Here is a 22,027-nt window from a genome sequence, read left to right as displayed (position 1 = left end):
CCCACCATGTGGCAAGACATCAAACGCATTGCCGCGCTCGCATGGCCTGTCCTGATCGGTCAGCTCGCCGTCATCGCTTTCGGGGTAATGGACACCGCGATGGTCGGACGTGCCTCGGCATTCGACCTCGCATCGCTCGCGCTCGGCGGCTCGATCTACATCACCGTGTATGTCGGCCTGATGGGCATTCTGGTCGCCCTCTCCCCCATCGCCGCGCAGTTGTACGGCGCCGGCGAGCGCTCGGCTATCGGCGAGGAAGTGCGCCAGACCTTCTGGCTGGCGCTATTCCTCGCGATCCCCGGCATTCTGGTGCTGTCGAACCCACAGTTCATTCTGCGGCTCTCGCAGGCCACGCCGGAACTCGAAGCCCGCGCAAGCGCCTACCTGCATGTGCTTGCCTACGGGCTGCCTGCAGCGATGTTGTTCCGCGTGTATTCGTCGCTTTCGACCGCCGTTGCGCAACCGCGCATCGTGATGGTCATTCAGGTGACGGGGCTCGCGCTCAAGGTGCCGCTCAATCTTGCGCTGATTTACGGCGTCGAACGACTCGGCATTCCGGCGTTGGGCAGTACCGGCTGCGCCATCGCGACGACCGCCATCAACTGGGTGTCATGCGCGCTGGGGCTCGTGCTGATGGCGCGCCATCCGACGCTGCGCGAATTCGGCGTTTTTACGAGATTCTGCTGGCCGCAATGGCAGGCCATCCGCGCACTGCTCAAACTCGGTGTGCCAATGGGGCTGAGTTACCTGATCGAAGTTACGGCCTACTCGTTTATGGCGATCTTCATCGCCCGCCTGGGCGACGTGACGCTTGCCGGTCATCAGATCGCCGCGAACCTCGGTGCGCTCATGTACATGCTGCCCATGTCGATCGGCATCGCGACGGCGACACTCACCGCTCAAGCCATCGGGTCACGTGACTACATTGCGGCGCAATTGGTGGGACGCCGAGGTGTCGAGCTCGCGGGCACGCTGGGGCTGGTGATGGCCGCGGCGATGTGGTGCGGTCGTTCGCTGGTGCTTGCGGCATACACATCCGATCCGCTGGTCGCCGCCGTCACGACGCCACTGCTTGCCATCGTTGCGATTTATCACATCTTCGACGCCCTTCAAGTCAACGCCGTCTTCGTGTTGCGTGCCTGGAAGGTAGCCGTCGTGCCGACCGTCATCTATGCGCTCTCGCTGTGGGGAGTCGGTCTTGGCGGCGGCTATGTACTGGGCTTCGACGTCGGCGGGCTCTCCCCTGCATGGCTGCACGGGGCGACGGGCTTCTGGGCCGCCAACAGCGCGAGCGTGGCCGTGGCCGCCGTCGGGTTGCTGTTGTATTTGCGCTGGGTCGTGCACGTCAAAGCCCGCTGACGACGGCGCCAACGAGGTCGTTGGCCGGCGAATCGCCAATCAGTTGTACGACAACGATGATTGCCCGCCCCCTTCGGTCATTCCGGCAGCCCGCTCAACCCATCTCTTCGTTACCCGGCGTTATGTTCATGCGCAGACGGGTATACCCTCAAAGGCAAGTCAGGGAACTTTCCATAAAATGTTGTCTGACGACATACAACAGTGTCGCATGTCGCAACCACTGACTCCCTTTGGTCTGATCACCGTTCCCTGCCATGAGCCGAACCCCCATCGTCACCGAATTGCGCGTCATTCCCGTCGCGGGTCGCGACAGCATGCTGCTGAACCTGAGCGGCGCGCACGCGCCGTTCTTCACCCGCAACCTTGTCATTCTTCAGGACAGTGCCGGGCATGTCGGCGTTGGAGAAGTCCCCGGCGGAGAATCGATTCGCAAGACGCTGGAAGACGCACACCCCTATGTCGTCGGGCAATCCGTGGCGAACATTCAGGCGATTCTCGGCCAAACACGTCGCGTGTTCGCGGAGCGCGACGCCGGCGGGCGCGGTCTGCAAACCTTCGACCTGCGCACAACGATCCACGCTGTCACCGCGCTCGAAGCCGCGCTGCTCGATCTGCTGGGTCAGCACCTGGAAGTCCCCGTCGCCGCACTGCTCGGCGAAGGCCAGCAGCGCAGCGAGGTCGCGATGCTAGGCTATCTGTTCTTCATCGGTGAGCGTCGCGCCACCGACCTCCCTTACGCCGACAACCGGGACGCGCGCGACGATTGGGAGCGCGTTCGCACCGAAGTGGCCATGACGCCGGATGCCGTGGTGCGCCTCGCCGAAGCTGCCCATGAGCGTTATGGCTTTCACGACTTCAAACTCAAAGGCGGCGTGCTCGATGGCGAAGCGGAGATCGAAGCCGTCACCGCGCTCGCGAAACGCTTCCCGCAAGCACGCATCACGCTCGATCCGAATGGCGCCTGGTCGCTCGCACAAGCGGTGCAGTTGTGCCGCGACAAGCACGACGTGCTGGCCTACGCGGAGGACCCCTGCGGCGCGGAGAACGGCTATTCGGGACGCGAGATCATGGCGGAGTTCCGTCGCGCGACCGGACTACCGACAGCGACCAACATGATCGCGACGGATTGGCGGCAGATGGGCCACGCCATTCAACTGCAATCGGTCGACATTCCGCTGGCGGACCCGCACTTCTGGACCATGCAAGGCTCCGTGCGCGTTGCCCAGATGTGCCATGACTGGGGCCTGACATGGGGCTCCCATTCGAACAATCACTTCGATGTCTCCCTGGCTATGTTCACGCACGTTGCGGCAGCTGCGCCGGGCAGGATTACGGCGATCGATACGCACTGGATCTGGCAGGATGGTCAGTACCTTACGAAGAACCCGCTGCAGATCGTCGGCGGCAACGTACAGGTGCCGACCTCTCCCGGCCTCGGTGTCACGCTCGATATGGATGCCGTGGAAGCGGCGCACGCGCTTTACCTCGAACACGGACTCGGTGCGCGCGACGATAGCGTTGCCATGCAATATCTCATTGCGGACTGGAAATTCGATCCGAAACGCCCGTGTCTTGTGCGCTGACGAACCCAATGCGAAAGTGAATACGGGGGTGTCCGCAGGCCACATACCGGACGCCCCGACATCGCTAATGCGCCATGCGCGCGATGTGCGAATTTCCGACGAAGTACGCGAAAACGCCGCAAGGCAATTCAAGTCACGACGAGGCGGAAAAAATTGGGATATCGATACGCCCGTCAAACCTCATTGCGAGGTGTCGGAATACGGCGTAACGTCCCAAGCGGAAGAGACGATGAGGATAAAAAAAGCCCAGGCGGTTAAGCCTGGGCTTTCTTCGTTTGGCGGAGCGGACGGGGCTCGAACCCGCGACCCCCGGCGTGACAGGCCGGTATTCTAACCAACTGAACTACCGCTCCAAACTTGCTGCAGCATCGTGATGTCACTCACTTTGCTTTCCTGCTAGTTGCCCGGCGTTGCAGCGTTTTCACGCGCAGATCACCGAACTTCGTAGGTTTTGGCGGAGCGGACGGGGCTCGAACCCGCGACCCCCGGCGTGACAGGCCGGTATTCTAACCAACTGAACTACCGCTCCAAAACCGACAAAAAAACCCGCCTAACTTTCAGCGGGCTTTACGCCACCAACTGCTTGGCATTTTCAAACTGATACCGACTCGCTACCGGCACCAATTCTGGCGTCCCCTAGGGGATTCGAACCCCTGTACTCACCGTGAAAGGGTGATGTCCTAGGCCTCTAGACGAAGGGGACAAAATCGTCAAAACTTTGTCTGTTTCGCTAACTGCTTACTGCATTTCGCGAAGAACGCCATTCTAAACAACATTTCTTCGCTTGTGAAGCTTTATTTTCAAGTTTTTTGCATCGTTTTTGCAAGAATCTTGCTCTTTCGACGCAGCCTGAAAATCAAGCCTCGGAATCCGTGGTGGAGGTAAGCGGGATCGAACCGCTGACCTCTTGCATGCCATGCAAGCGCTCTCCCAGCTGAGCTATACCCCCCCGAACAGAGAAATGAGATTCTAATGACAAACCCATTTCCTGTAAATACCCTTCTCGCATTTTTTCCGCATTATTTTGCGAATCCGTGCGAAAGATGAAAAAACGGCGACTCGAATGAGTCGCCGCTTCCTATCGTCCATCGTCGTCCTAGCGTCATCCTTCCACGGCGGCGGCACGCACTCGCGCCGCGCCGGGTGATGACATCTGGACGCCCGTTCTTACTGAGCGTCGCCTTCGCGCTTGACGAGCAGCGAACCGCCCTGCTTCTCTTCTTCGGTCAACGCCTTGTGCGACAGACGCAGGCGACCCTTGTCGTCCTGCTGGATCACCTTCACGCGTACGGCCTGACCTTCCTTGACGTACTCGTTGATGTCCTTGATGCGCTCGTTGGCGATTTCCGAGATGTGCAGCAGACCGTCCTTGCCCGGCAGGACCGAGACGATCGCGCCGAACTCGAGCAGCTTGAGCACGGTGCCGTCGTAGACCTGACCCACTTCGACTTCCACGGTGATCAGTTCGATACGACGCTTCGCTTCGGCAATGCCTTCCGCGCTCGGGCTGGCGATGGTGACCACGCCGTCGTCCGAAATGTCGATGCTCGTGCCGGTCTCTTCCGTCAGCGCGCGAATCACCGAACCGCCCTTGCCGATCACGTCACGGATCTTTTCCGGGTTGATCTTGATGGTGACCATGCGCGGCGCGAATTCCGACAGCTCCGTGCGAACGCCCGACTGGGCTTCCGTCATCTTGGCGAGGATATGCAGACGGCCTTCCTTGGCTTGCGCCAGTGCGACCTGCATGATTTCCTTGGTGATGCCCTGGATCTTGATGTCCATCTGAAGTGCGGTCACGCCGTTGGACGTACCTGCCACCTTGAAGTCCATGTCGCCCAGGTGATCTTCGTCGCCGAGAATGTCGGTCAGCACGGCAAACTTGTTGCCTTCGAGGATCAGGCCCATGGCGATACCGGCGACCGGCGAGGTCAGCGGCACACCGGCGTCCATCATGGCGAGGCTACCGCCGCAGACCGAAGCCATCGACGACGAACCGTTCGATTCCGTGATTTCCGACACCACACGCACCGTATAACCGAAATCGTCGGCGCCCGGCAGGCATGCCACCAGGGCACGCTTGGCCAGACGGCCGTGACCGATTTCGCGACGCTTGGGCGAACCCACGCGACCGGTTTCGCCCGTCGAGAACGGCGGGAAGTTGTAGTGCAGCATGAAGCGATCACGGTACTCGCCTTGCAGCGCGTCGATGATCTGCTCGTCGCTCTTGGTGCCCAGCGTAGCCACCACGAGTGCCTGCGTTTCACCACGCGTGAACAGGGCCGAGCCGTGAGCGCGCGGCAGCACGCCGGTGCGGATAGTGATCGGACGCACCGTGCGCGTGTCGCGGCCGTCGATACGCGGCTCGCCAGCCAGAATCTGGCTACGCACGATCTTGGCTTCCAGGTCGAACAGAATGTTGCCGACTTCGATTTCGTCCGGCGCCGCTTCGCCCTTGGCAGCGGCAGCTTCAGCCAGCTTGGCGATGACGTCCGTGCTCACGGCACGCAGTTGTTGCGTACGAGCTTGCTTTTCACGCGTCTGGTAGGCCGCGCGCAGCGGACCTTCGGCCAGTTCGCTGACTTGCGCGATCAGCGCTTCGTTCTTGGCAGCCGGCGCCCATTCCCACTCGGCCTTGCCACCGTCACGCACCAGGTCGTGAATGGCGTTGATGGCCGTTTGCATCTGTTCGTGACCGAACACCACGGCGCCCAGCATCACATCTTCCGGCAGCTCTTGCGCTTCCGATTCCACCATCAGCACCGCTTGTTCCGTACCGGCAACGACCAGGTCGAGCTTCGACTTGGCGATTTGTTCGCGCGACGGGTTGAGCACGTACTGGCTGTCGACATAGGCCACACGGGCGGCACCGACCGGGCCATTGAACGGCAGACCCGAGATGGCCAGCGCAGCCGAGGCGCCGATGAGGGCCGGGATATCGGCCGGCACTTCCGGATTCAGCGACACGACTTGCACCACGACCTGGACTTCGTTGTAGAAGCCTTCCGGGAACAGCGGGCGAATCGGGCGATCGATCAGGCGCGACGTCAGCGTTTCGTTTTCCGACGGACGGCCTTCACGCTTGAAGAAGCCACCCGGGATCTTGCCGGCGGCGTAAGTCTTTTCCAGATAATCGACCGTCAGCGGGAAGAAATCCTGGCCAGCCTTGGCCTTCTTTGCGCCGACAACCGTGGCGAGCACCACCGTATCGTCCATGTCGACGAGCACGGCACCGGAGGCCTGGCGAGCAATCTCACCCGTCTCCATGCGAACCGTGTTTTGTCCCCACTGGAAAGACTTCACGACTTTATTGAACATTTGCACTCCTATATCGAATCGCGCGAATGCAGCAGCGGCGCGATATCGCTGCCGGGGTGATCCCGACGCCTTACAGGGGGGAGTGTTATGCCATTCCAGCGTAGCCCGCGCAGAAGGCGCATTGGTGCGCCCTCGAGACGACCCTGGAATGACACAAGCCCTGCTTGCCGACGAGGCCCCGTAAATCGGAAAAACCGGAGAAAACCGGAGAAAACCGGAGAAAACCGGAGAAAACCGGAGAAAACCGGAGAAAACCGGGGAAAACCGGGGAAAACCGGTCGGTCGCCCAGCCCATCGAGGCCGGGCGCGTTGCCTGATCGACGTCCAAAGGATTTCAATCAGGTACCGCCCAAAAAACAAAATGCCTGCATCAGCACGCTGATACAGGCATCTCGTCGCAATCGTAATCGCTTACTTACGCAGGCCCAGCTTCTCGATCAGGGCGCGATAGCGGTCTGCATCCTTGCCCTTGAGGTAGTCGAGCAGCTTACGACGACGGCTCACCATGCGCAGCAGACCGCGGCGGCTGTGGTGATCCTTCATGTGTGCCTTGAAGTGCGGGGTCAGTTCGTTGATGCGCGTGGTGAGCAGCGCAACCTGAACTTCGGGCGAGCCGGTGTCATTTGCGGCGCGGGCGAATTGCGCCACGACTTCCGACTTCTTGATATCTGCGTTCGACATTTTCTTTCCTTTGGATACACGCGGTCACGGAAGAATGGCCGTGCCGTGAACTTACGAAAAACATGTACGTTGCCGTACACAAACAAAACTGCAAGTGCGCGATTATACGGGAATTGGGCCTCTACTGCCACTTTTTTCCACACGGCGTCACCCTGAACGGGGCGAAATGGTCCGTGAAAACGTCGGAAACGGGTCGATAACGAGAACAATCCTGAAAAATCGCGCAGATTATCTCGAAATCCGAGATCAATCGTCCCCAGTCGACCGGCCAGCGCCAGGGCCGAAGTCGCGTCAGCGCTGGCGCGCCATGCGGCAGCTGCTGGGTAGGGCAACCTTGTTCGCCGGCAACTCCATCACGGTCCGAAAGCCGTACCCCGATCCCTCGTTGTCGAATTTCACGTTCGGCTCGCCCGCGCGACGCATCACGGAGACATACAGCGGCTCGATCATCTGATGATCGTTGGCACGCATCCACGCATCGGCGGGCGCTTCGCGCACCCGGCGGTTCTCGAGGGCACGCGCCACCGTTGTGACGTCCGTCGTGCCCGCCTGCTCCAGCGCCGAGGCAATCATGTCGATCATCACGCTCATGCGCAGCAGCGGGTAGTCGTCCCGCGCCTCGGGGTAACGCGCCCGGAACGCCTTGTAATACGCGTCCGACGCCTCGCCCCCCACATTCGGGTGCCACTCCGCCACAGCGTACACGCGCCCGACACCCGCATCGCCCAGCGCCGCTGGGGCGCCCAGCGCATTGCCGTAGAAGGTGTAGAACTTGAGTTCCATGCCCTGCTCTCTCGCCGCCTTCACGAGCAAGGTCAGATCGTTCCCCCAGCTGCCGGTCACGACCGTATCCGCGCCCGATGCGCGAATGCGTGCCAGATATGGCGTGAAATCCTTCACCCGACCGACCGGGCTGAACTGCTCGCCAACGATCTGCACGTCCGGACGCTTCGCACTGATCATCTGTCGCGCGAGTCCCGCCACCTGGCGCCCAAAGCTGTAATCCTGATTGAGCAGGTAGATCTTCTGAATGTTGTCGTCTTGTCGGATGGCCTCGCTCAGCGCCTGCATGCGCATCGCGGCGTTGGCATCAAAGGCGAAATGCCAGAAGCTGCACTGCTCGTTGGTCAGCGCCGTGTCGACGGCCGAATAGTTGAAAAACAGCATGCGCTGACCCGGTTCACGCGCGTTTCGCTTGTTGATGGCGTCGATCAGCGCCGAGGCCACGGCCGAGCTGTTGCCCTGCAGAACAAAAGGAATGCCGAGATCGCCCGCCGCCTTGAGTTGGACGAGGCTATCCTCGACCGCGCCCTTGCTATCGAAGACGGTCAGCTCCAGTGGGTGCGCGCCATCACGCAGCTTCACGCCGCCACGTGCGTTCACGCGATCGATCGCGAACCGCAAATTGCGTTCGACCATGGCGCCGGCGTTGCCAAACGGACCGCTCATGCCTTCGATGAGCGCGAAGCGAATCGGCGGGGCCGCATGTGCCACACCAACGACGGCAAGCATGCCGAAAGTACAAAGGACGGTGCAAATTCGCGAAAGCAAGGCTTGAGATTTCATCGAGGCCCCAGTAGTGTCTCGGCGCGCATCATAACGTCCGCGCCCTGGTGCGGCAAGCCAGCACGCCCCCACGAAGCGCAACGGCGGCGGTATCCTACCCAAAAGCGACAGTCGTCCCTTCTCGCGCAATGTTTGCGGAATTCCCCATCATCACGAGGCCCACCATGACGTATCGTTCTCCATCACGCCAGGATACTTTTCAGGCGTCGACGCAAAGGCAGTCCGGCCACCGCGGCGCGCCCCGGTTCATGCAGGCGTCGCGACGGATCGCGCGGGCATCGGCACGCTGGCTGGTGGCCGGCGCGCTGACGGCGACGCTGGCCGCGTGCTACACGGCGCCGTGGCAGACGCTGCCGCCCATGGCGTCGCAAGCGGAAGTGCAGGCGCGGCTGGGCAAACCGAAGGAGGTTTACCCGCTGGCGCCCGGCGTCACACGCTGGCTGTACCCGACGAAGCCGTTCGGCGAGGAAACGATCGCTGCCGACTTCGATGCGCAAGGCCGCATGCTGGCGATGACACAGGTGCTCTCCACGCAGGAATTCAATAAGGTCGAAATCGACAAATGGACGAAAACCGACGTGCTCCATCACTTTGGCGAACCGGTCGAGACTTCGGCATTCCCGTTGATGAAACGTGAAGTCTGGACTTACCGCTTCAAGCAGGATGACGTGTGGTTCTCGATGATGAACTTCTATTTCGACTATGACGGCATCGTCAAGACCACGCAAATCAGCCCGGACCCATTGCACGAGAAGCGGGATAACAATCTGTTCTGAACACAGGAGAGCGCATTATTTCCGCGAATTCGCATTGGGACGCCACGTACCTCGCCCATCTTCGTCGCGATCTGCTGCGATTCGCCCGATTGCAATTGCGAGATGACCATCTGGCCGAAGACGCCGTTCAGGACGCGCTGACGGCAGCCTGTCTGTCGTCGGGCAAATTCGCGGGCGCACGTCCATCTGCTGCGCTGTTCCGGATGCCGTGCCTACGCCTCCCGTCTCGCGACGCTTCGCCTCATCGCGCGGGTAAGCTCAGGTCGGATCGATACGGATTCACGCCCGGAAGACGACCGGTAAAGTTTTTTCCATTGCCGCTGTCATATCCGGCATCTCCGCACGACTAAACGGTGCGATCGGCAGCCAACGTGCAGCACGGTCGAACCTTTTGTCCTTCAGCATTCAGGAGATGCCCACCATGAAGACGTCCATTCTCGCCGTCACGACCCTCGCCATCTCGACCCTGTCGAGCTTCGCCACCGCCGCGCCGATAGGCGAGCGCTCTCGCGCCGAAGTCCGCGCCGAACTTTGGGCTCTGCATGATGTGGGCTACACGTCGGCGAGCGACAACACGCGTTATCCGGCAAATCTTCAGGCGGCCCAGCGCAAGCTGACGCAGCAGGCCATGCCGCCGTCGACGGCACCGATGCATCAGGCCTCGGGCGTGGCAACGGGCGATGCCGCGCCGCTCGACAAGATGGCAAAAACCGCGTCACCGCGGCCTCGATGATGAAGCCTGCCCTTCGGCCCCAGTCGTTCTTCGACGCGACGTTCCGCGGGCAGTAATCCAGTCGCTTCCGACATCCTGACTGTCAGCCGTTCGCGAGTCCAAGGCACCACCCGCGAACGAACTCGCTCCTCAGGCGGGGTGCATTCGGCCACCGGAGCGCAACCGCCGACATCCGATGGAGAGCTTCCCATGCATCTCTTGCAAACGCCTTGCCCGAACGCGCTTCGCCTGGAGCGGCTCGCCTACCATTTCGCGCGCTACGCTGTCGTCGGCGTCTTCGCCGGATATGGCCTCTACAAATTTACAGCGCAGGAAGCTGCCGCCATTTTTCCGCTGGTCAGCAGCCACCCACTCCTGGGCTGGCTCTACCTGATCTTCAGCCCGCAAGCGGTTTCCAATCTGGTTGGCATCCTCGAACTCGCAGCGGCACTTACGCCTTCACGGCCCGGGCCATCCCGCGCTGCGATAACAAAAACGCCCGCCCCTGACGAACAGGGGGCGGGCGCTGTCGCGACACTTCGCGTGCCATCGCACCACCGGGACATTACCGCGGCATCACCGCGATATCACAATGAAATCACAATGAAATCACAGTGAAATCCCGGACGATCACGGCGTGAGTTGCGGGTTCAGCTTCTCGGCCTTCGAGTACAGCTTGTTAAGCGCCGACAGGTACGCCTTGGCCGATGCCGCAACGATGTCCGGGTCCGTGCCCACGCCGTTCACGATACGACCGGCTTTGGACAGACGCACCGTCACTTCCCCTTGCGACTGCGTGCCGGTCGTGATCGCATTGACCGAGTACAGCAGTTGCTCCGCGCCGCTCTTCACCTGCGACTCGATGGCGTTGAGCACCGCATCGACCGGCCCGTTGCCGTCGGACTCGCCCACGAGTTCCTTGCCCTGTGCGGTGAACACCACGCGCGCGCTCGGACGCTCGCCGGTCTCGGAGTGCTGCGCCATCGACACGAGGTAGAAGTGCTCGCCGCCTTCGGCCTGCGCTTCGTTCGAGACGATCGCCAGAATGTCTTCGTCGAAAATCTCGGCCTTCTGATCGGCGAGCTCCTTGAAGCGGGCGAACGCCGCGTTCACGTCCTGCTCCGACTCCATCTCGATACCGAGTTCCTGCAAGCGCTGCTTGAACGCGTTACGGCCCGAGAGTTTGCCCAGCACGATCTTGTTGGCGGTCCAGCCCACATCTTCCGCACGCATGATCTCGTAGGTGTCGCGCGCCTTGAGCACACCATCCTGATGAATACCGGAAGCGTGTGCGAACGCGTTTGCGCCCACGACGGCCTTGTTCGGCTGCACGTTGAAGCCGGTGATTTGCGAGACGAGCTTCGAGGCCGGCACGATCTGTGTGGTATCGATGCCAAGATCGAGGCCGAAGTAGTCCTTGCGGGTCTTGAGCGCCATTACGACTTCTTCGAGCGACGTGTTGCCCGCACGCTCGCCAAGCCCGTTGATCGTGCACTCGATCTGACGCGCACCGCCCAGTTGCACCCCGGCCAGCGAGTTCGCCACGGCCATGCCCAGGTCGTTATGACAGTGCACCGACCAGACGGCCTTGTCCGAGTTCGGCACGCGCTCGCGCAGCGTGCGCACCAGTTGCCCGTAAAGCTCCGGCACGCCGTAGCCCACCGTATCGGCCACGTTGATGGTCGTCGCCCCTTCGTCGATCACGGCTTCGAGCACGCGGCAAAGGAAGTCCAGATCGGAGCGGCTGCCGTCTTCCGGGGAGAATTCGATGTTGTCCGTGAACTGGCGCGCATAACGCACGGCCAGCTTCGCCTGCTCGAACACCTGATCGGGCGTCATGCGCAGCTTCTTCTCCATGTGCAGCGGCGACGTGGCGATGAAGGTGTGGATACGCGACGAATTCGCGCCCTTGAGGGCTTCGGCGGCACGGGCAATGTCGCGGTCGTTGGCGCGCGCGAGCGAGCACACCGTGCTGTCCTTGACAATGCCGGCAATGGCCTGAATCGCTTCGAAATCACCGTTCGAGCTGGCAGCGAAACCGGCTTCGATGACATCCACGCGCAGACGCTCCAGTTGACGGGCGATGCGGATCTTCTCGTCGCGCGTCATCGACGCGCCCGGCGACTGTTCGCCGTCGCGCAGGGTCGTATCGAAAATGATCAGCTTGTCAGCCATGTTTTGCTCCTGTGGGGATCTCGAAGGGGTCGATTTGTTCTTGATTGTCCGGCGGCGGCGCCTGCGCAGGCCGAAGCCCAGGCGGCCATGGCCGACGACGGCGGGCAACTACCGGAAGGGAATCAGCGCGCCACGCGCGCAGGCATGACCGGCCCGAAGGCGGAGAAACGGCATGGCGTTGGCGGTGCGAGAGGAAGGCCCGGTGCCGGAATGGCGCCTGAAATCATGAGCGCCAATATAGTCGCAATCGGGGGTTTTCGCAACGCGATGACCCGGCGGCGAAGCCCGTGGCAATGGGACTCCGGGCGTGCCGACGCCGAAACGAAACAGCCCGGCGCGAGGCCGGGCTGAAGGTCAAACGGAGCGCATCGTTACAGCGGCGGAATCCGCAGTTTCTGGCCCGGATAGATCCTGTCCGGACTGGAGAGCATGGGCTTGTTGGCTTCGAAGATGGCGTTGTACTTGTTGGCGTCGCCGTACTCGGCCTTCGAGATTGCGGAGAGCGTGTCGCCCGACTTGACGGTGTAGTACTTCGCCTCCGGCGACGCCGTCGATACGGACATCTTGTCGTCCACACTCACCACCCCCTTGACGTTGCCGCAGCACAGCAACACCTTTTCCTTGGTCGCCTGATCCGCGGCCACACCGTAGGCGGTCACCGTGCGCGTCGCGCCGTCGAATTCGACGTTCAGCGCGGTCACATCCAGATTTTGGGTCTTGATGTAATTTTCGATGGCCTCACCCGCTGCGCGGTTGGCCGCATCGGCGTCGGGGCCGGGTGCCGGTGGTTCTGCTGCTTGCGCTTTACCCAGAAGCGCTTCGCCTGCCTCTTTCACGAAGTCCAGAATGCCCATGATTTCTCCTTCGTCACGTCGAACTGCGGAAACAGCGCCGGATTCAGCCTGATCGACCACGCCCAACCCGGGCCGCAAGGGGTATTGCAGGGGGTACTTCAGGGTACATCGGGGTACTGCGGTGTCTGCCATCTCCAAGAGTAGAACATCCCGACGATGGCATGCCTGACAACTCTGACAGGCGGATGTGACAAGGGGCGTACCAGGACGCCCCTTGTTCGAACCCATTTATTCGTCGACTTCGCCGAAAATCCGCTGCCGACGGCCCTTCACGAAACGAATTGCCCACAACACGTAGCCCGACATGCTGTAGACACAGAACATGCCGAACAGCGCCAGCGGCGGGTCGGAAGACACCAGGATGAAACCGACCATGAACAGCAGCACCACGCCGAACGACACACGCTGGCGCACGTCGAGCGCCTTGCCACTGTAGAACGGCGCGTTCGAGACCATCGACATCCCGGCGTAGATCGTCAGAAAAAATGCCACCCAGGGCATCCAGTAGACGTTGACCGGCAGCTTGTTGTCGATCGTAATCCAGACGAATCCGGCGATCAGCGCCGCCGCAGCCGGACTGGCCAGTCCCTGAAAGAAGCGCTTGTCGACCACGCCGATGTTGGCATTGAAGCGCGCCAGACGCAGTGCCGCGCCCGCCACGTACACAAAGGCCGCCAGCCAGCCCCACTTGCCGATCTCGTGCAGAATCCATTCGTACATCACCAGCGCCGGCGCCACGCCGAACGAGGTCATGTCGGAAAGCGAATCGTACTGTTCGCCAAAGGCGCTCTGCGTGTTTGTCATGCGGGCAACGCGCCCGTCCATGCCGTCGAGCACCATCGCAAAGAAGATCGCAATGGCAGCCTGCTCGAAGCGGTCGTTCATCGCCTGCACGATGGCGAAAAAGCCGCAGAACAATGCAGCGGTCGTGAACGCGTTGGGCAGCAGATAGATGCCGCGATTGCGCGGGCGCACCGGCACGTCGTCGTCCACACTCGGGTCGTGGTCTTCGTTCATCGATGACTCTGATGGATGCTTGTGACGGCCGAATGGCGAGAGATGCCTGACATTGTTGCGCAAGCGGCCGCGATGGTTTTCCGGCATCTATAACTCCTTGACGATGCTAGGGTCGGTTCACAGACCCCAAGACTGCGGGCGGACCCGCGACGGATCACCGCTATTGGAACGCGAAAAGCGAAAGCAGTTGCAAGCCGCGTCGTCCGACAGGACATGAAGTGACGAACCGGCGGCGCGCGACCATTGTCGCCCTGCCGCCCGCGGCCCCGATGCAAGTTCGGGTGGCTTACAGCTCGGCGAGAATCGTCGAGGTGGCCGACACCTTGTCGCCAATGGCCACGCGCGGACGCGAGCCCAGCGGCAGGTACACGTCTACGCGCGAACCGAAACGGATGAAGCCGTAGCGCTGACCGCGCGTGACGCGATCGCCCGCTTTGACGTAGCACAGAATGCGGCGCGCAATCAGGCCAGCCACCTGCACGCTCGTCACGATCTGACCGCCCACATCGATCACCAGGGCATTGCGCTCGTTCTCGAGCGATGCCTTGTCCAGATCGGCATTGAAGAAACGGCCCGGAAAATATTCCACCTTGGTCACCGTGCCGTCAACCGGGGCACGATTCGAGTGGACATTGAAGACGTTCATGAACACGCTGATCTTCAGTGCTTCACGGCCTGCGTAGGGATCCTGCGTGGTTTCGATGGCCACGATGCGGCCGTCTGCCGGGGAGAGCACGGCGCCGGCCTGTTGCGGCACTTCGCGCGGCGGGTCACGGAAGAATTGCAGTACGAACAGGGCGATCACCCAGAACGGCGCGGCCCAAAACACGCCGGCCACGAAATGCACGACGAGCGCGACGGCGACGGCGATACCCAGGAAGGGCCAGCCCTCGCGGGCAATGATCGGGTGAGGATAATTCATGCGATTGAACTCGCGTCCTTGGTAAAACGGTTGAGTGAGCGGGTTGGCCTGCATTGGGCCAAACCGTGACGTGGCGGCATTGTAGCAATGCGCGCGACGTGGCGACACTTTTTCCCCAATCGACACGCTCGCGTCACTTTCCCGTGACCGGGAAAAATCGGCGATGGCGCGACGCAAACACCCATGAGACGACGCCGGAACCGCACGGGAACGCCAACGCGGCGAGCGCGATCCGGGCGGTGAACAGCAAACGAAAAGGCCGTCCGCCTTGCCGTCGCCTCATCGGCTACGGCAAAACGGACGGCCCGAAGCAACGGCTCACGCGTTACGGGTCGACATGTCGCCATGCGCCCTGCCCGCCATCACCGTCTGCCGCCGCTGCATGTCGCCCGGCATTGCCGAACGCACGCACCGGACGGCACGTCATGGTGACGGCTTAGTTCTTCGACTGGTCGACCAGCTTGTTCTTGGCGATCCACGGCATCATCGCGCGCAGCTTGCCGCCCACTTCCTCGATCTGGTGCTCGGCCGTCAGACGACGACGCGAGATCAGGGTCGGAGCGCCGGCCTTGTTTTCCAGCAGGAACGACTTGGCGTATTCGCCGGTCTGGATGTCCTTCAGGCACTGCTTCATGGCCTTCTTCGTCTCTTCCGTCACAACGCGCGGGCCAGTGACGTATTCGCCGTATTCGGCGTTGTTCGAGATCGAGTAGTTCATGTTGGCGATACCGCCTTCATAGATCAGGTCGACGATCAGCTTGAGTTCGTGCAGGCACTCGAAGTAGGCCATTTCCGGTGCGTAGCCCGCTTCCACCAGCGTTTCGAAACCAGCCTTGATCAGCTCGACGGTACCACCGCACAGCACGGCTTGTTCGCCGAACAGGTCGGTTTCCGTCTCTTCGCGGAAGTTGGTTTCGATGATGCCGGCACGGCCGCCGCCGTTAGCTGCAGCGTACGACAGCGCGATGTCGCGAGCAGCGCCCGACTTGTCCTGCGCCACGGCGATCAGGTGCGGCACGCCGCCGCCTTGCGAGTACGTCGAGCGCACCGTGTGGCCCGGGGCCTTCGGGGCGATCATGATGACGTCGAGGTCGGCGCGCGGGATCACGGCGCCGTAGTGCACGTTGAAGCCGTGAGCGAAGGCCAGGGCTGCGCCTTCCTTGATGTTGGCGTGAACTTCGTTCTTGTACACGTCGGCGATCTGCTCATCCGGCAGCAGCATCATGACGATGTCGGCCGACTTCACGGCTTCCGCCACTTCCTTGGTGTTCAGGCCGGCGTTGACCGCCTTGTTCCACGAAGCGCCGTTCTTGCGCAGACCGACCGTCACGTTCACGCCGCTGTCCTTCAGGTTCTGTGCGTGGGCGTGGCCTTGCGAGCCGTAACCGATGATCGTGACTTGCTTGCCCTTGATGAGGGAGAGGTCGGCGTCTTTGTCGTAGAAAACTTTCATTTGGAGTGTCCCGTATTACCAAAAATAAACTGAAATCAGAATGGATCGAAATCCGCTTACCGCGTTGCCGTTGCCGGTCAGACCTTCAGGATGCGCTCACCGCGTCCGATGCCCGAGCCACCGGTACGAACCGTCTCGAGAATCGCCGTCTGGTCGAGCCCTTCGATGAATGCGTCGAGTTTCGACGAATTTCCGGTGAGCTCGATCGTATAGGTCTTTTCCGTAACGTCAATGATGCGGCCGCGGAAAATATCCGACATCCGCTTCATCTCTTCCCGCTCCTTGCCCACCGCGCGAACCTTGATGAGCATGAGCTCGCGCTCGATGTGCGCGCCCTCGGTCAGATCCACCACCTTCACCACTTCGATGAGTCGGTTCAGGTGCTTGGTGATCTGCTCGATCACGTCATCGGAGCCCGTCGTGACCACCGTCATGCGTGAGAGCGACCGGTCTTCGGTCGGCGCAACGGTGAGGGTCTCGATATTGTAGCCACGTGCCGAAAACAGCCCGACCACGCGCGACAGCGCGCCCGGCTCGTTCTCGAGCAAAACAGAAATAATGTGCCTCATGGTGTATCCCGGATTGTCCTGGTTTGGGACGTCGCGCCCGCACGCCGGTCGAACCGGCATTCGCTGGCAGCGCGAACGTGCCGCGTCGTCTTACAGATCTTCCGAACCGAGCAGCATCTCGCTGATGCCCTTGCCCGCCTGGACCATCGGCCAGACGTTTTCGGTGGGATCCGTTTGGAAATCCATGAATACCGTACGATCCTTCAGGGCCAGTGCTTCGCGCAGTGCCGGCTCGACGTCCGACGACTTTTCGATGCGCATGCCCACATGACCGTACGCCTCGGCGAGCTTCACGAAGTCCGGCAGCGCGTCCATGTACGAACTGGAGTAACGCTTGCTGTATTCGATCTGCTGCCACTGGCGAACCATGCCCAGATAGCGGTTGTTGAGCGACAGAATCTTGACCGGCGTGCGGTATTGCAGGCACGTCGAGAGCTCCTGAATACACATCTGGATCGAGCCTTCGCCGGTGATACAGGCGACTTCGGCATCCGGATGCGCCATCTTCACGCCCATGGCCGCCGGCAGGCCAAAGCCCATCGTGCCCAGACCGCCGGAGTTGATCCAGCGGCGCGGCTTGTTGAAGCGATAGTACTGCGCGGCCCACATCTGGTGCTGACCGACGTCCGAGCACACGAAGGCTTCGCCGTCCGTGAGCTTCCAGTACGTCTCGACCACGTGCTGGGGCTTGATGATCTCGCTCTCGCGGTCGAACGCGAGGCAATCGCGCGAGCGCCATTGCTCGATCTGCTTCCACCAGTCGGCCAGCGCCGCGGCGTCCGGGCCATGCTCGGCCGTTTGCAGATTCTCGATCATCTCGCGCAACACTTCCTTCACGTCGCCGACGATCGGAATGTCGACCTTCACACGCTTGGAAATCGACGACGGGTCGATGTCGATGTGAATGATCTTGCGGGCGTTCGAGGAGAAGTGTTCCGGGTTGCCGATCACGCGGTCGTCGAAGCGCGCACCGATGGCGATGAGCACGTCGCAGTGCTGCATGGCCATGTTGGCTTCATACGTGCCGTGCATGCCCAGCATGCCGAGGAACTTGGGATCGCTCGCACGATACCCGCCCAGGCCCATGAGCGTATTGGTCACCGGATAGCCGAGCAGATCGCAGAACTGGTTCAGTTCCTTCGATGCGTCGGCCAGAATGATGCCGCCACCGGTGTAGATATAGGGGCGCTTGGCCGAGAGCAGCAGGCTCATCGCCTTGCGGATCTGGCCCGAATGGCCCTTCGTCACCGGGTTGTACGAGCGCAGCGCCACCGACTTCGGATACTCGAAGCGGCAACGGGCCTTGGAAACGTCCTTCGGAATATCGACCAGCACCGGGCCCGGACGGCCCGTCTTGGCGATGTAGAAGGCTTTCTTGATCGTGGCGGCGAGATCGCGCACATCCTTCACAAGGAAGTTGTGCTTCACGCACGGACGGGTAATGCCGACCGTGTCGCACTCCTGGAAGGCGTCCTGACCGATCGCGGCCGTGGGCACCTGCCCGGTGATGATGACGAGCGGAATCGAATCCATGTACGCCGTGGCAATCCCGGTGACCGCATTGGTCACGCCGGGGCCGGACGTCACGAGGCACACGCCGACCTTGTCGGTGGAACGCGAATAAGCGTCGGCCGCATGTACGGCTGCCTGCTCATGGCGCACCAGAATGTGCTGGATCTTGTCCTGCTTGTAGAGTTCGTCGTAGATGTAGAGAACCGAACCGCCGGGATAACCCCACAGATGTTCGACCCCTTCTTCCTGAAGCGAGCGCACGAGGATCTCGGCGCCAATCATGTCTTCGGAAGTATTTTGGTGGCGTGTAGCTTCCGCCTCGGAGAATTCCGCGCTTGGCATGTTCATCGTCGACCTTTCAAAGTTTCGGCAAAAATTTTGATCGGGTGCTCTCCCCACGAACTTGTGGTCCGGGCTCAAGCTGCGCGTCTGAATGATGGACACACCGGATAGGCGTGCCGATATTGAGACAATCACAGATATTGCGAACTGGCAACATTACTGGTTTGCAGCAAAATGGTCAAGCAAGTTTATGCATTTGCAGCACAATCGCGAAGTGCGCTTCGCAAAATTCCCACACCCCGCCGCATACCGTCCCATGGTGGTGCACAATCCTCACACGATAGGAACCTGACGAACTTCCCTCTGTGGGAATCGTCAAGCCATGGCACGCAACGCAACACGACGCGACACGACCGAAAGCAAAAGCGGTTACAGGCAAGCGCGTTTTTGGTAGCATCCGCACCGACTACGCGATCTTTACGTAATCTTTACGCTTACACGGCATTTCACAGGCGCAGCGGCAGACGCTGCGTGTACCCCACCGGATGGCATCTGACAAGGAACTGGCGGATTTTCTCGCGGGCATCGAGCGGCGCGCTTTCAAGCAGGCCGTCTATGCCGTACGCGATGACGAGGCCGCCCTCGATATCGTTCAGGATGCAATGATCCGTCTGGCCGAGAAGTACGGCGACAAGCCGCCGGCCGACTTGCCGTTGCTGTTCACGCGCATCCTCCAGAACACCATTCACGACTATTTCCGCCGCCAGAAGGTGCGCAACACCTGGGTGACGCTATTCTCCAATCTCGCCGGTCCGGGAGACGACGAGCGCGACGATTTCGACCCGCTGGAAACCTTGCTGGGCGAAGATGGGTCAGTGCAGACCGAGAGCAGCGAAGACTCGGTTTCACGTGCCGAAATCCTCACGCTTATCGAGGCGGAAATACAGAAACTACCGACACGTCAACGAGAAGCCTTCCTCATGCGTTATTGGGAGGACATGGACGTTGCCGAGACCGCCGCCACGATGGGGTGCTCCGAAGGCAGCGTCAAGACGCACTGTTCGCGTGCCACCCACGCGTTGGCACAGGCGTTGAAGGCAAAAGGGATCAGGTTATGAGTCACGATCTGGAAACGAGGGAAATTCGCTTCGCACATCGCGTGCGTCGGGCATTGGACGAAGCGTCCGATTCGCCGTCGCCGAACATCGCAGCCCGGCTGGCCGCCGCGCGCCAGGAGGCGCTCGCCCGCAAGAAGCCCGAACCGGTCGCCGTCGCGCAACCGGCGCTGGTGCTCGCGGGTGTCGGCACCGTGCAATCGCCGGAGATCGGCGGGCCGCGTCGCGTGTTCGACAAACTCGCGCGTCTGGGCCTGCTCTGGCCGCTCGCCGCTCTGGTCGTCGGTCTGGCGGGCATTGCGTATTGGGAACATCAGCAGCATATTCAGGACCTGGCGGATATCGATGCCGCCGTATTGAGCGATGAACTTCCGCTGTCGGCGTATGCCGATCACGGTTTCAACGCCTACGTGAAGCGTGCCCAGTAGTCCCCCCATCCAAGACCACCCAGTGACGCGACGCAACGTACTTTTTCTGGTCGCCGCGCTGGTCGTCGCCGCAATTGCCGGCACGGCCGCGCTGCGCCGCTCGCCAGCGCCGGAACCGGTATCGGACGTACCGCCGGTGATCGACAGCAGCGCCTCGGCCGGCACTGGTGCGCAAAGCGCATCGTCCGCACCGGTCGGCGCGCTCAGTACCGGTGCATCCTCCGTCAACGCCAGCACGCCCACGGCAGCACTGCCCTCGCCGGGCGGCGCCTGGGCGAAACTCAATGCGGAACAGCAGGAAGCGCTTGCGCCACTCTCCCAGGATTGGAACCGCATGAGCGAGCGTCAACGCGAGAAGTGGATCGAGATTGCCAAGCGTTTCCGCACGCTGTCGCCCGACGCTCGCAAGCGCCTGCACGACCGGATGGCCGACTGGGTGCGTCTGACGCCTGAGCAACGCCAATTGGCGCGTGAGAGCTATCAGAACGCCAAGACCTTGCCGCCGGAGCGCAAGGTGCAGGTGTGGGAGCAGTATCAGCAGCTCACGGAAGAACAGAAAAAACGCCTGGCGGCCGATGACAAGAAGCTGTCCAACCGTCCCAACGTGGTCAGCGCGCCGCCGTCGGGCCGCTCGGGCGTGAAGAATCCTTACGCTGCCGTGCATCGCAAGGACGTCGGCGCGGCCGCCAAGAACGGCGCGTTGCCGGTACCCGCTCCGACAGCCTCGGCGCCAAGCGCCGCTTCCGGCGCCGTGGCCGCCGCCTCGTCGGCGTCCGCCCCGGCACCGGCGGCCGCCAGCAACGGCACGGCGAGCGCCGCGCCGGCCAACGGGGAAAAGAGTGGCGACAAGAGCGGCGACGCCGTCTTCAATTCGGACCTGTACCACCACAACTAACGCACTGCGTCGCACTATGTCGACGCACGACGGCCGCCTTCGGGCGGCCGTTTTCGTTTGCGATGCCCCCCCTGCCTCGGGCTGGCTGGCCCATCCACGCAATCTTCCGCATAATGGGCGACGCGCCCGGCGCGAACACACATCGCACGAGCACAAACGCACTGCCGCACCGCTAGACTTCCGACCATAAGACGCAGACTCGACGCCAGACCACGCCGCGATGACCGACACCGCTACGACTCAGCCCGCCAAGCCGTCCCGCTCTCCTCGTGCGCCTCAGACGTCGGCACCCGCCGAAGGCGCGCCGGCGAGCCATGCCGTCCCGACGCTGCGCCGCCGCGTGCTGTCGATGGTGTACGAGTCCCTATTGCTCTTCGGCGTACTCTTTCTGTCCGGATACCTCTTCAGCGCCCTGACGCAGCAGCGCAGCGGCCTGATGTACCGCCATGCCATGCAGGCGTGGCTGTTTTTCGTCCTCGGTGCGTATTTCGTTTGGTTCTGGACCCACGGCGGACAAACGCTCGCGATGAAGACCTGGAAAATCCGTCTGGTCGACGCGCACGGTCGGCCGGTGCGCGCAGGCCGCGCGCTGCTGCGCTATGTCCTGGCATGGCTCTGGGTACTCCCGGCCATGGCGATCGACTGGATATTCGGGCTGACGGGCTGGAGCAGCGTCGCGCTGCTGGCGGGATGGGTCGCGCTCTGGGCGCTGACCATGCACGTGACGCCGGATCACCAGTTCCTCCATGATCGGCTGGCAGGCACGCGGCTTGTCAGCGTATTGGGCAAATGAGCCGCCGATGAGTCGCC

At 61.8% G+C, this 22,027-nt stretch carries 19 protein-coding genes, 4 tRNA genes and 1 pseudogene; 10 read left to right on the top strand and 14 right to left on the bottom strand.

Translation table 11 applies throughout. The features are described from left to right. The first annotated feature begins 6 nt into the window (after positions 1–6). Positions 7–1,359, top strand: coding sequence for an MATE family efflux transporter (locus PCA31118_RS01710; RefSeq protein WP_150622395.1), 1,353 nt, complete (start codon positions 7–9; stop codon positions 1,357–1,359). A gap of 254 nt (positions 1,360–1,613) precedes the next feature. Further along, positions 1,614–2,942 (top strand): glucarate dehydratase, encoded by a 1,329-nt coding sequence (gene gudD, locus PCA31118_RS01705; RefSeq protein ID WP_150622393.1) that lies wholly within the window; start codon positions 1,614–1,616, stop codon positions 2,940–2,942. Positions 2,943–3,218: 276 nt separating this feature from the next. On the opposite strand, the gene PCA31118_RS01700 is transcribed toward gudD, so the two are convergent. The 7 genes from PCA31118_RS01700 to PCA31118_RS01670 form a co-directional block, all read right to left on the bottom strand. Next, a tRNA-Asp gene (locus PCA31118_RS01700) sits at positions 3,219–3,295 on the bottom strand. Positions 3,296–3,394: 99 nt separating this feature from the next. After that, positions 3,395–3,471: transfer RNA gene (locus PCA31118_RS01695), tRNA-Asp, on the bottom strand. Between the two features lie 98 nt (positions 3,472–3,569). Further along, positions 3,570–3,645: transfer RNA gene (locus PCA31118_RS01690), tRNA-Glu, on the bottom strand. A 170-nt stretch (positions 3,646–3,815) separates the two neighbouring features. Continuing rightward, positions 3,816–3,891: transfer RNA gene (locus tag PCA31118_RS01685), tRNA-Ala, on the bottom strand. A gap of 218 nt (positions 3,892–4,109) precedes the next feature. Further along, positions 4,110–6,266: a polyribonucleotide nucleotidyltransferase gene (gene pnp / locus PCA31118_RS01680; RefSeq protein ID WP_150622391.1), complete on the bottom strand. Its 2,157-nt coding sequence runs from the start codon at positions 6,264–6,266 to the stop codon at positions 4,110–4,112. 405 nt (positions 6,267–6,671) lie between these two features. Continuing rightward, a complete protein-coding gene (rpsO, locus tag PCA31118_RS01675; protein ID WP_044456177.1) occupies positions 6,672–6,941 on the bottom strand; it encodes a 30S ribosomal protein S15 in 270 nt (89 codons plus the stop codon). A gap of 291 nt (positions 6,942–7,232) precedes the next feature. Further along, positions 7,233–8,453 carry a branched-chain amino acid ABC transporter substrate-binding protein gene (locus PCA31118_RS01670; RefSeq protein ID WP_150622389.1) on the bottom strand — a complete coding sequence of 407 codons (1,221 nt, stop codon included), beginning with the start codon at positions 8,451–8,453 and terminating at the stop codon, positions 7,233–7,235. A gap of 302 nt (positions 8,454–8,755) precedes the next feature. Here PCA31118_RS01670 and PCA31118_RS01665 point away from each other — a divergent pair, with 302 nt between their 5' ends. From PCA31118_RS01665 to PCA31118_RS01650, 4 genes and pseudogenes are all read left to right on the top strand, one after another. Then, the gene (locus PCA31118_RS01665; protein ID WP_150623646.1) at positions 8,756–9,283 is read left to right on the top strand and encodes a hypothetical protein; all 528 of its coding nucleotides are present in this window, start codon (positions 8,756–8,758) and stop codon (positions 9,281–9,283) included. A gap of 14 nt (positions 9,284–9,297) precedes the next feature. Further along, positions 9,298–9,459 (top strand): annotated as a pseudogene (locus tag PCA31118_RS27265) (RNA polymerase subunit sigma); the annotation flags it as partial. 245 nt (positions 9,460–9,704) lie between these two features. Next, positions 9,705–10,016 (top strand): DUF4148 domain-containing protein, encoded by a 312-nt coding sequence (locus PCA31118_RS01655; RefSeq protein WP_174990296.1) that lies wholly within the window; start codon positions 9,705–9,707, stop codon positions 10,014–10,016. Between the two features lie 189 nt (positions 10,017–10,205). Continuing rightward, a complete protein-coding gene (locus tag PCA31118_RS01650) occupies positions 10,206–10,613 on the top strand; it encodes a DUF417 family protein (RefSeq protein ID WP_150622385.1) in 408 nt (135 codons plus the stop codon). 12 nt (positions 10,614–10,625) lie between these two features. On the opposite strand, the gene PCA31118_RS01645 is transcribed toward PCA31118_RS01650, so the two are convergent. From PCA31118_RS01645 to PCA31118_RS01615, 7 genes are all read right to left on the bottom strand, one after another. Beyond that, positions 10,626–12,170: a 2-isopropylmalate synthase gene (locus PCA31118_RS01645; protein ID WP_044456180.1), complete on the bottom strand. Its 1,545-nt coding sequence runs from the start codon at positions 12,168–12,170 to the stop codon at positions 10,626–10,628. A gap of 371 nt (positions 12,171–12,541) precedes the next feature. Further along, positions 12,542–13,024 carry a peptidoglycan-binding protein LysM gene (lysM, locus tag PCA31118_RS01640; protein WP_150622383.1) on the bottom strand — a complete coding sequence of 161 codons (483 nt, stop codon included), beginning with the start codon at positions 13,022–13,024 and terminating at the stop codon, positions 12,542–12,544. Between the two features lie 228 nt (positions 13,025–13,252). After that, complete coding sequence (gene pssA, locus PCA31118_RS01635) at positions 13,253–14,128, bottom strand: CDP-diacylglycerol--serine O-phosphatidyltransferase (RefSeq protein ID WP_044456182.1); 876 nt, start codon at positions 14,126–14,128, stop codon at positions 13,253–13,255. 199 nt (positions 14,129–14,327) lie between these two features. Beyond that, the gene (locus PCA31118_RS01630) at positions 14,328–14,963 is read right to left on the bottom strand and encodes a phosphatidylserine decarboxylase (RefSeq protein ID WP_044458230.1); all 636 of its coding nucleotides are present in this window, start codon (positions 14,961–14,963) and stop codon (positions 14,328–14,330) included. A 436-nt stretch (positions 14,964–15,399) separates the two neighbouring features. Continuing rightward, positions 15,400–16,416 (bottom strand): ketol-acid reductoisomerase, encoded by a 1,017-nt coding sequence (gene ilvC / locus PCA31118_RS01625; protein WP_044456183.1) that lies wholly within the window; start codon positions 16,414–16,416, stop codon positions 15,400–15,402. Between the two features lie 77 nt (positions 16,417–16,493). Next, positions 16,494–16,985 carry an acetolactate synthase small subunit gene (gene ilvN / locus PCA31118_RS01620; protein ID WP_039397629.1) on the bottom strand — a complete coding sequence of 164 codons (492 nt, stop codon included), beginning with the start codon at positions 16,983–16,985 and terminating at the stop codon, positions 16,494–16,496. Positions 16,986–17,075: 90 nt separating this feature from the next. Next, the gene (locus tag PCA31118_RS01615) at positions 17,076–18,845 is read right to left on the bottom strand and encodes an acetolactate synthase 3 catalytic subunit (protein ID WP_044456184.1); all 1,770 of its coding nucleotides are present in this window, start codon (positions 18,843–18,845) and stop codon (positions 17,076–17,078) included. A 479-nt stretch (positions 18,846–19,324) separates the two neighbouring features. Between PCA31118_RS01615 and PCA31118_RS01610 the strand changes: the two genes are divergently transcribed. The 4 genes from PCA31118_RS01610 (at position 19,325) to PCA31118_RS01595 (ending at position 22,010) form a co-directional block, all read left to right on the top strand. Next, on the top strand, positions 19,325–19,897 hold the full coding sequence (locus tag PCA31118_RS01610; protein WP_044456185.1) for an RNA polymerase sigma factor: 573 nt from the start codon (positions 19,325–19,327) through the stop codon (positions 19,895–19,897). Further along, on the top strand, positions 19,894–20,322 hold the full coding sequence (locus PCA31118_RS01605) for a DUF3619 family protein (protein ID WP_150622381.1): 429 nt from the start codon (positions 19,894–19,896) through the stop codon (positions 20,320–20,322). Before PCA31118_RS01610 ends, PCA31118_RS01605 begins: the two co-directional genes overlap by 4 nt. A 22-nt stretch (positions 20,323–20,344) precedes the next feature. Beyond that, the gene (locus tag PCA31118_RS01600) at positions 20,345–21,217 is read left to right on the top strand and encodes a DUF3106 domain-containing protein (RefSeq protein WP_174990295.1); all 873 of its coding nucleotides are present in this window, start codon (positions 20,345–20,347) and stop codon (positions 21,215–21,217) included. A 220-nt stretch (positions 21,218–21,437) separates the two neighbouring features. Continuing rightward, complete coding sequence (locus PCA31118_RS01595) at positions 21,438–22,010, top strand: RDD family protein (protein WP_150622377.1); 573 nt, start codon at positions 21,438–21,440, stop codon at positions 22,008–22,010. Positions 22,011–22,027 lie beyond the last annotated feature (17 nt).

The sequence above is a fragment of the Pandoraea captiosa genome, from assembly GCF_902459775.1.
In the GTDB taxonomy this organism is placed as follows: domain Bacteria; phylum Pseudomonadota; class Gammaproteobacteria; order Burkholderiales; family Burkholderiaceae; genus Pandoraea; species Pandoraea captiosa.
This window is presented reverse-complemented; position numbering and strand designations above follow the sequence as displayed.

What these genes read in the sequence shown, in the direction of transcription:
- PCA31118_RS01670 (WP_150622389.1), bottom strand. Translation starts at nt 8,453, where the DNA reads ATGCTTGCCGTCGTTGGTGTGGCACATGCGGCCCCGCCGATTCGCTTC.
- PCA31118_RS01645 (WP_044456180.1), bottom strand. Translation starts at nt 12,170, where the DNA reads ATGGCTGACAAGCTGATCATTTTCGATACGACCCTGCGCGACGGCGAA.
- ilvN (WP_039397629.1), bottom strand. Translation starts at nt 16,985, where the DNA reads ATGAGGCACATTATTTCTGTTTTGCTCGAGAACGAGCCGGGCGCGCTG.
- PCA31118_RS01655 (WP_174990296.1), top strand. Translation starts at nt 9,705, where the DNA reads ATGAAGACGTCCATTCTCGCCGTCACGACCCTCGCCATCTCGACCCTG.
- PCA31118_RS01650 (WP_150622385.1), top strand. Translation starts at nt 10,206, where the DNA reads ATGCATCTCTTGCAAACGCCTTGCCCGAACGCGCTTCGCCTGGAGCGG.
- PCA31118_RS01615 (WP_044456184.1), bottom strand. Translation starts at nt 18,845, where the DNA reads ATGAACATGCCAAGCGCGGAATTCTCCGAGGCGGAAGCTACACGCCAC.
- lysM (WP_150622383.1), bottom strand. Translation starts at nt 13,024, where the DNA reads ATGGGCATTCTGGACTTCGTGAAAGAGGCAGGCGAAGCGCTTCTGGGT.
- PCA31118_RS01595 (WP_150622377.1), top strand. Translation starts at nt 21,438, where the DNA reads ATGACCGACACCGCTACGACTCAGCCCGCCAAGCCGTCCCGCTCTCCT.
- PCA31118_RS01630 (WP_044458230.1), bottom strand. Translation starts at nt 14,963, where the DNA reads ATGAATTATCCTCACCCGATCATTGCCCGCGAGGGCTGGCCCTTCCTG.
- pssA (WP_044456182.1), bottom strand. Translation starts at nt 14,128, where the DNA reads ATGCCGGAAAACCATCGCGGCCGCTTGCGCAACAATGTCAGGCATCTC.
- ilvC (WP_044456183.1), bottom strand. Translation starts at nt 16,416, where the DNA reads ATGAAAGTTTTCTACGACAAAGACGCCGACCTCTCCCTCATCAAGGGC.
- PCA31118_RS01610 (WP_044456185.1), top strand. Translation starts at nt 19,325, where the DNA reads ATGGCATCTGACAAGGAACTGGCGGATTTTCTCGCGGGCATCGAGCGG.
- gudD (WP_150622393.1), top strand. Translation starts at nt 1,614, where the DNA reads ATGAGCCGAACCCCCATCGTCACCGAATTGCGCGTCATTCCCGTCGCG.
- PCA31118_RS01605 (WP_150622381.1), top strand. Translation starts at nt 19,894, where the DNA reads ATGAGTCACGATCTGGAAACGAGGGAAATTCGCTTCGCACATCGCGTG.
- PCA31118_RS01665 (WP_150623646.1), top strand. Translation starts at nt 8,756, where the DNA reads ATGCAGGCGTCGCGACGGATCGCGCGGGCATCGGCACGCTGGCTGGTG.
- PCA31118_RS01710 (WP_150622395.1), top strand. Translation starts at nt 7, where the DNA reads ATGTGGCAAGACATCAAACGCATTGCCGCGCTCGCATGGCCTGTCCTG.
- rpsO (WP_044456177.1), bottom strand. Translation starts at nt 6,941, where the DNA reads ATGTCGAACGCAGATATCAAGAAGTCGGAAGTCGTGGCGCAATTCGCC.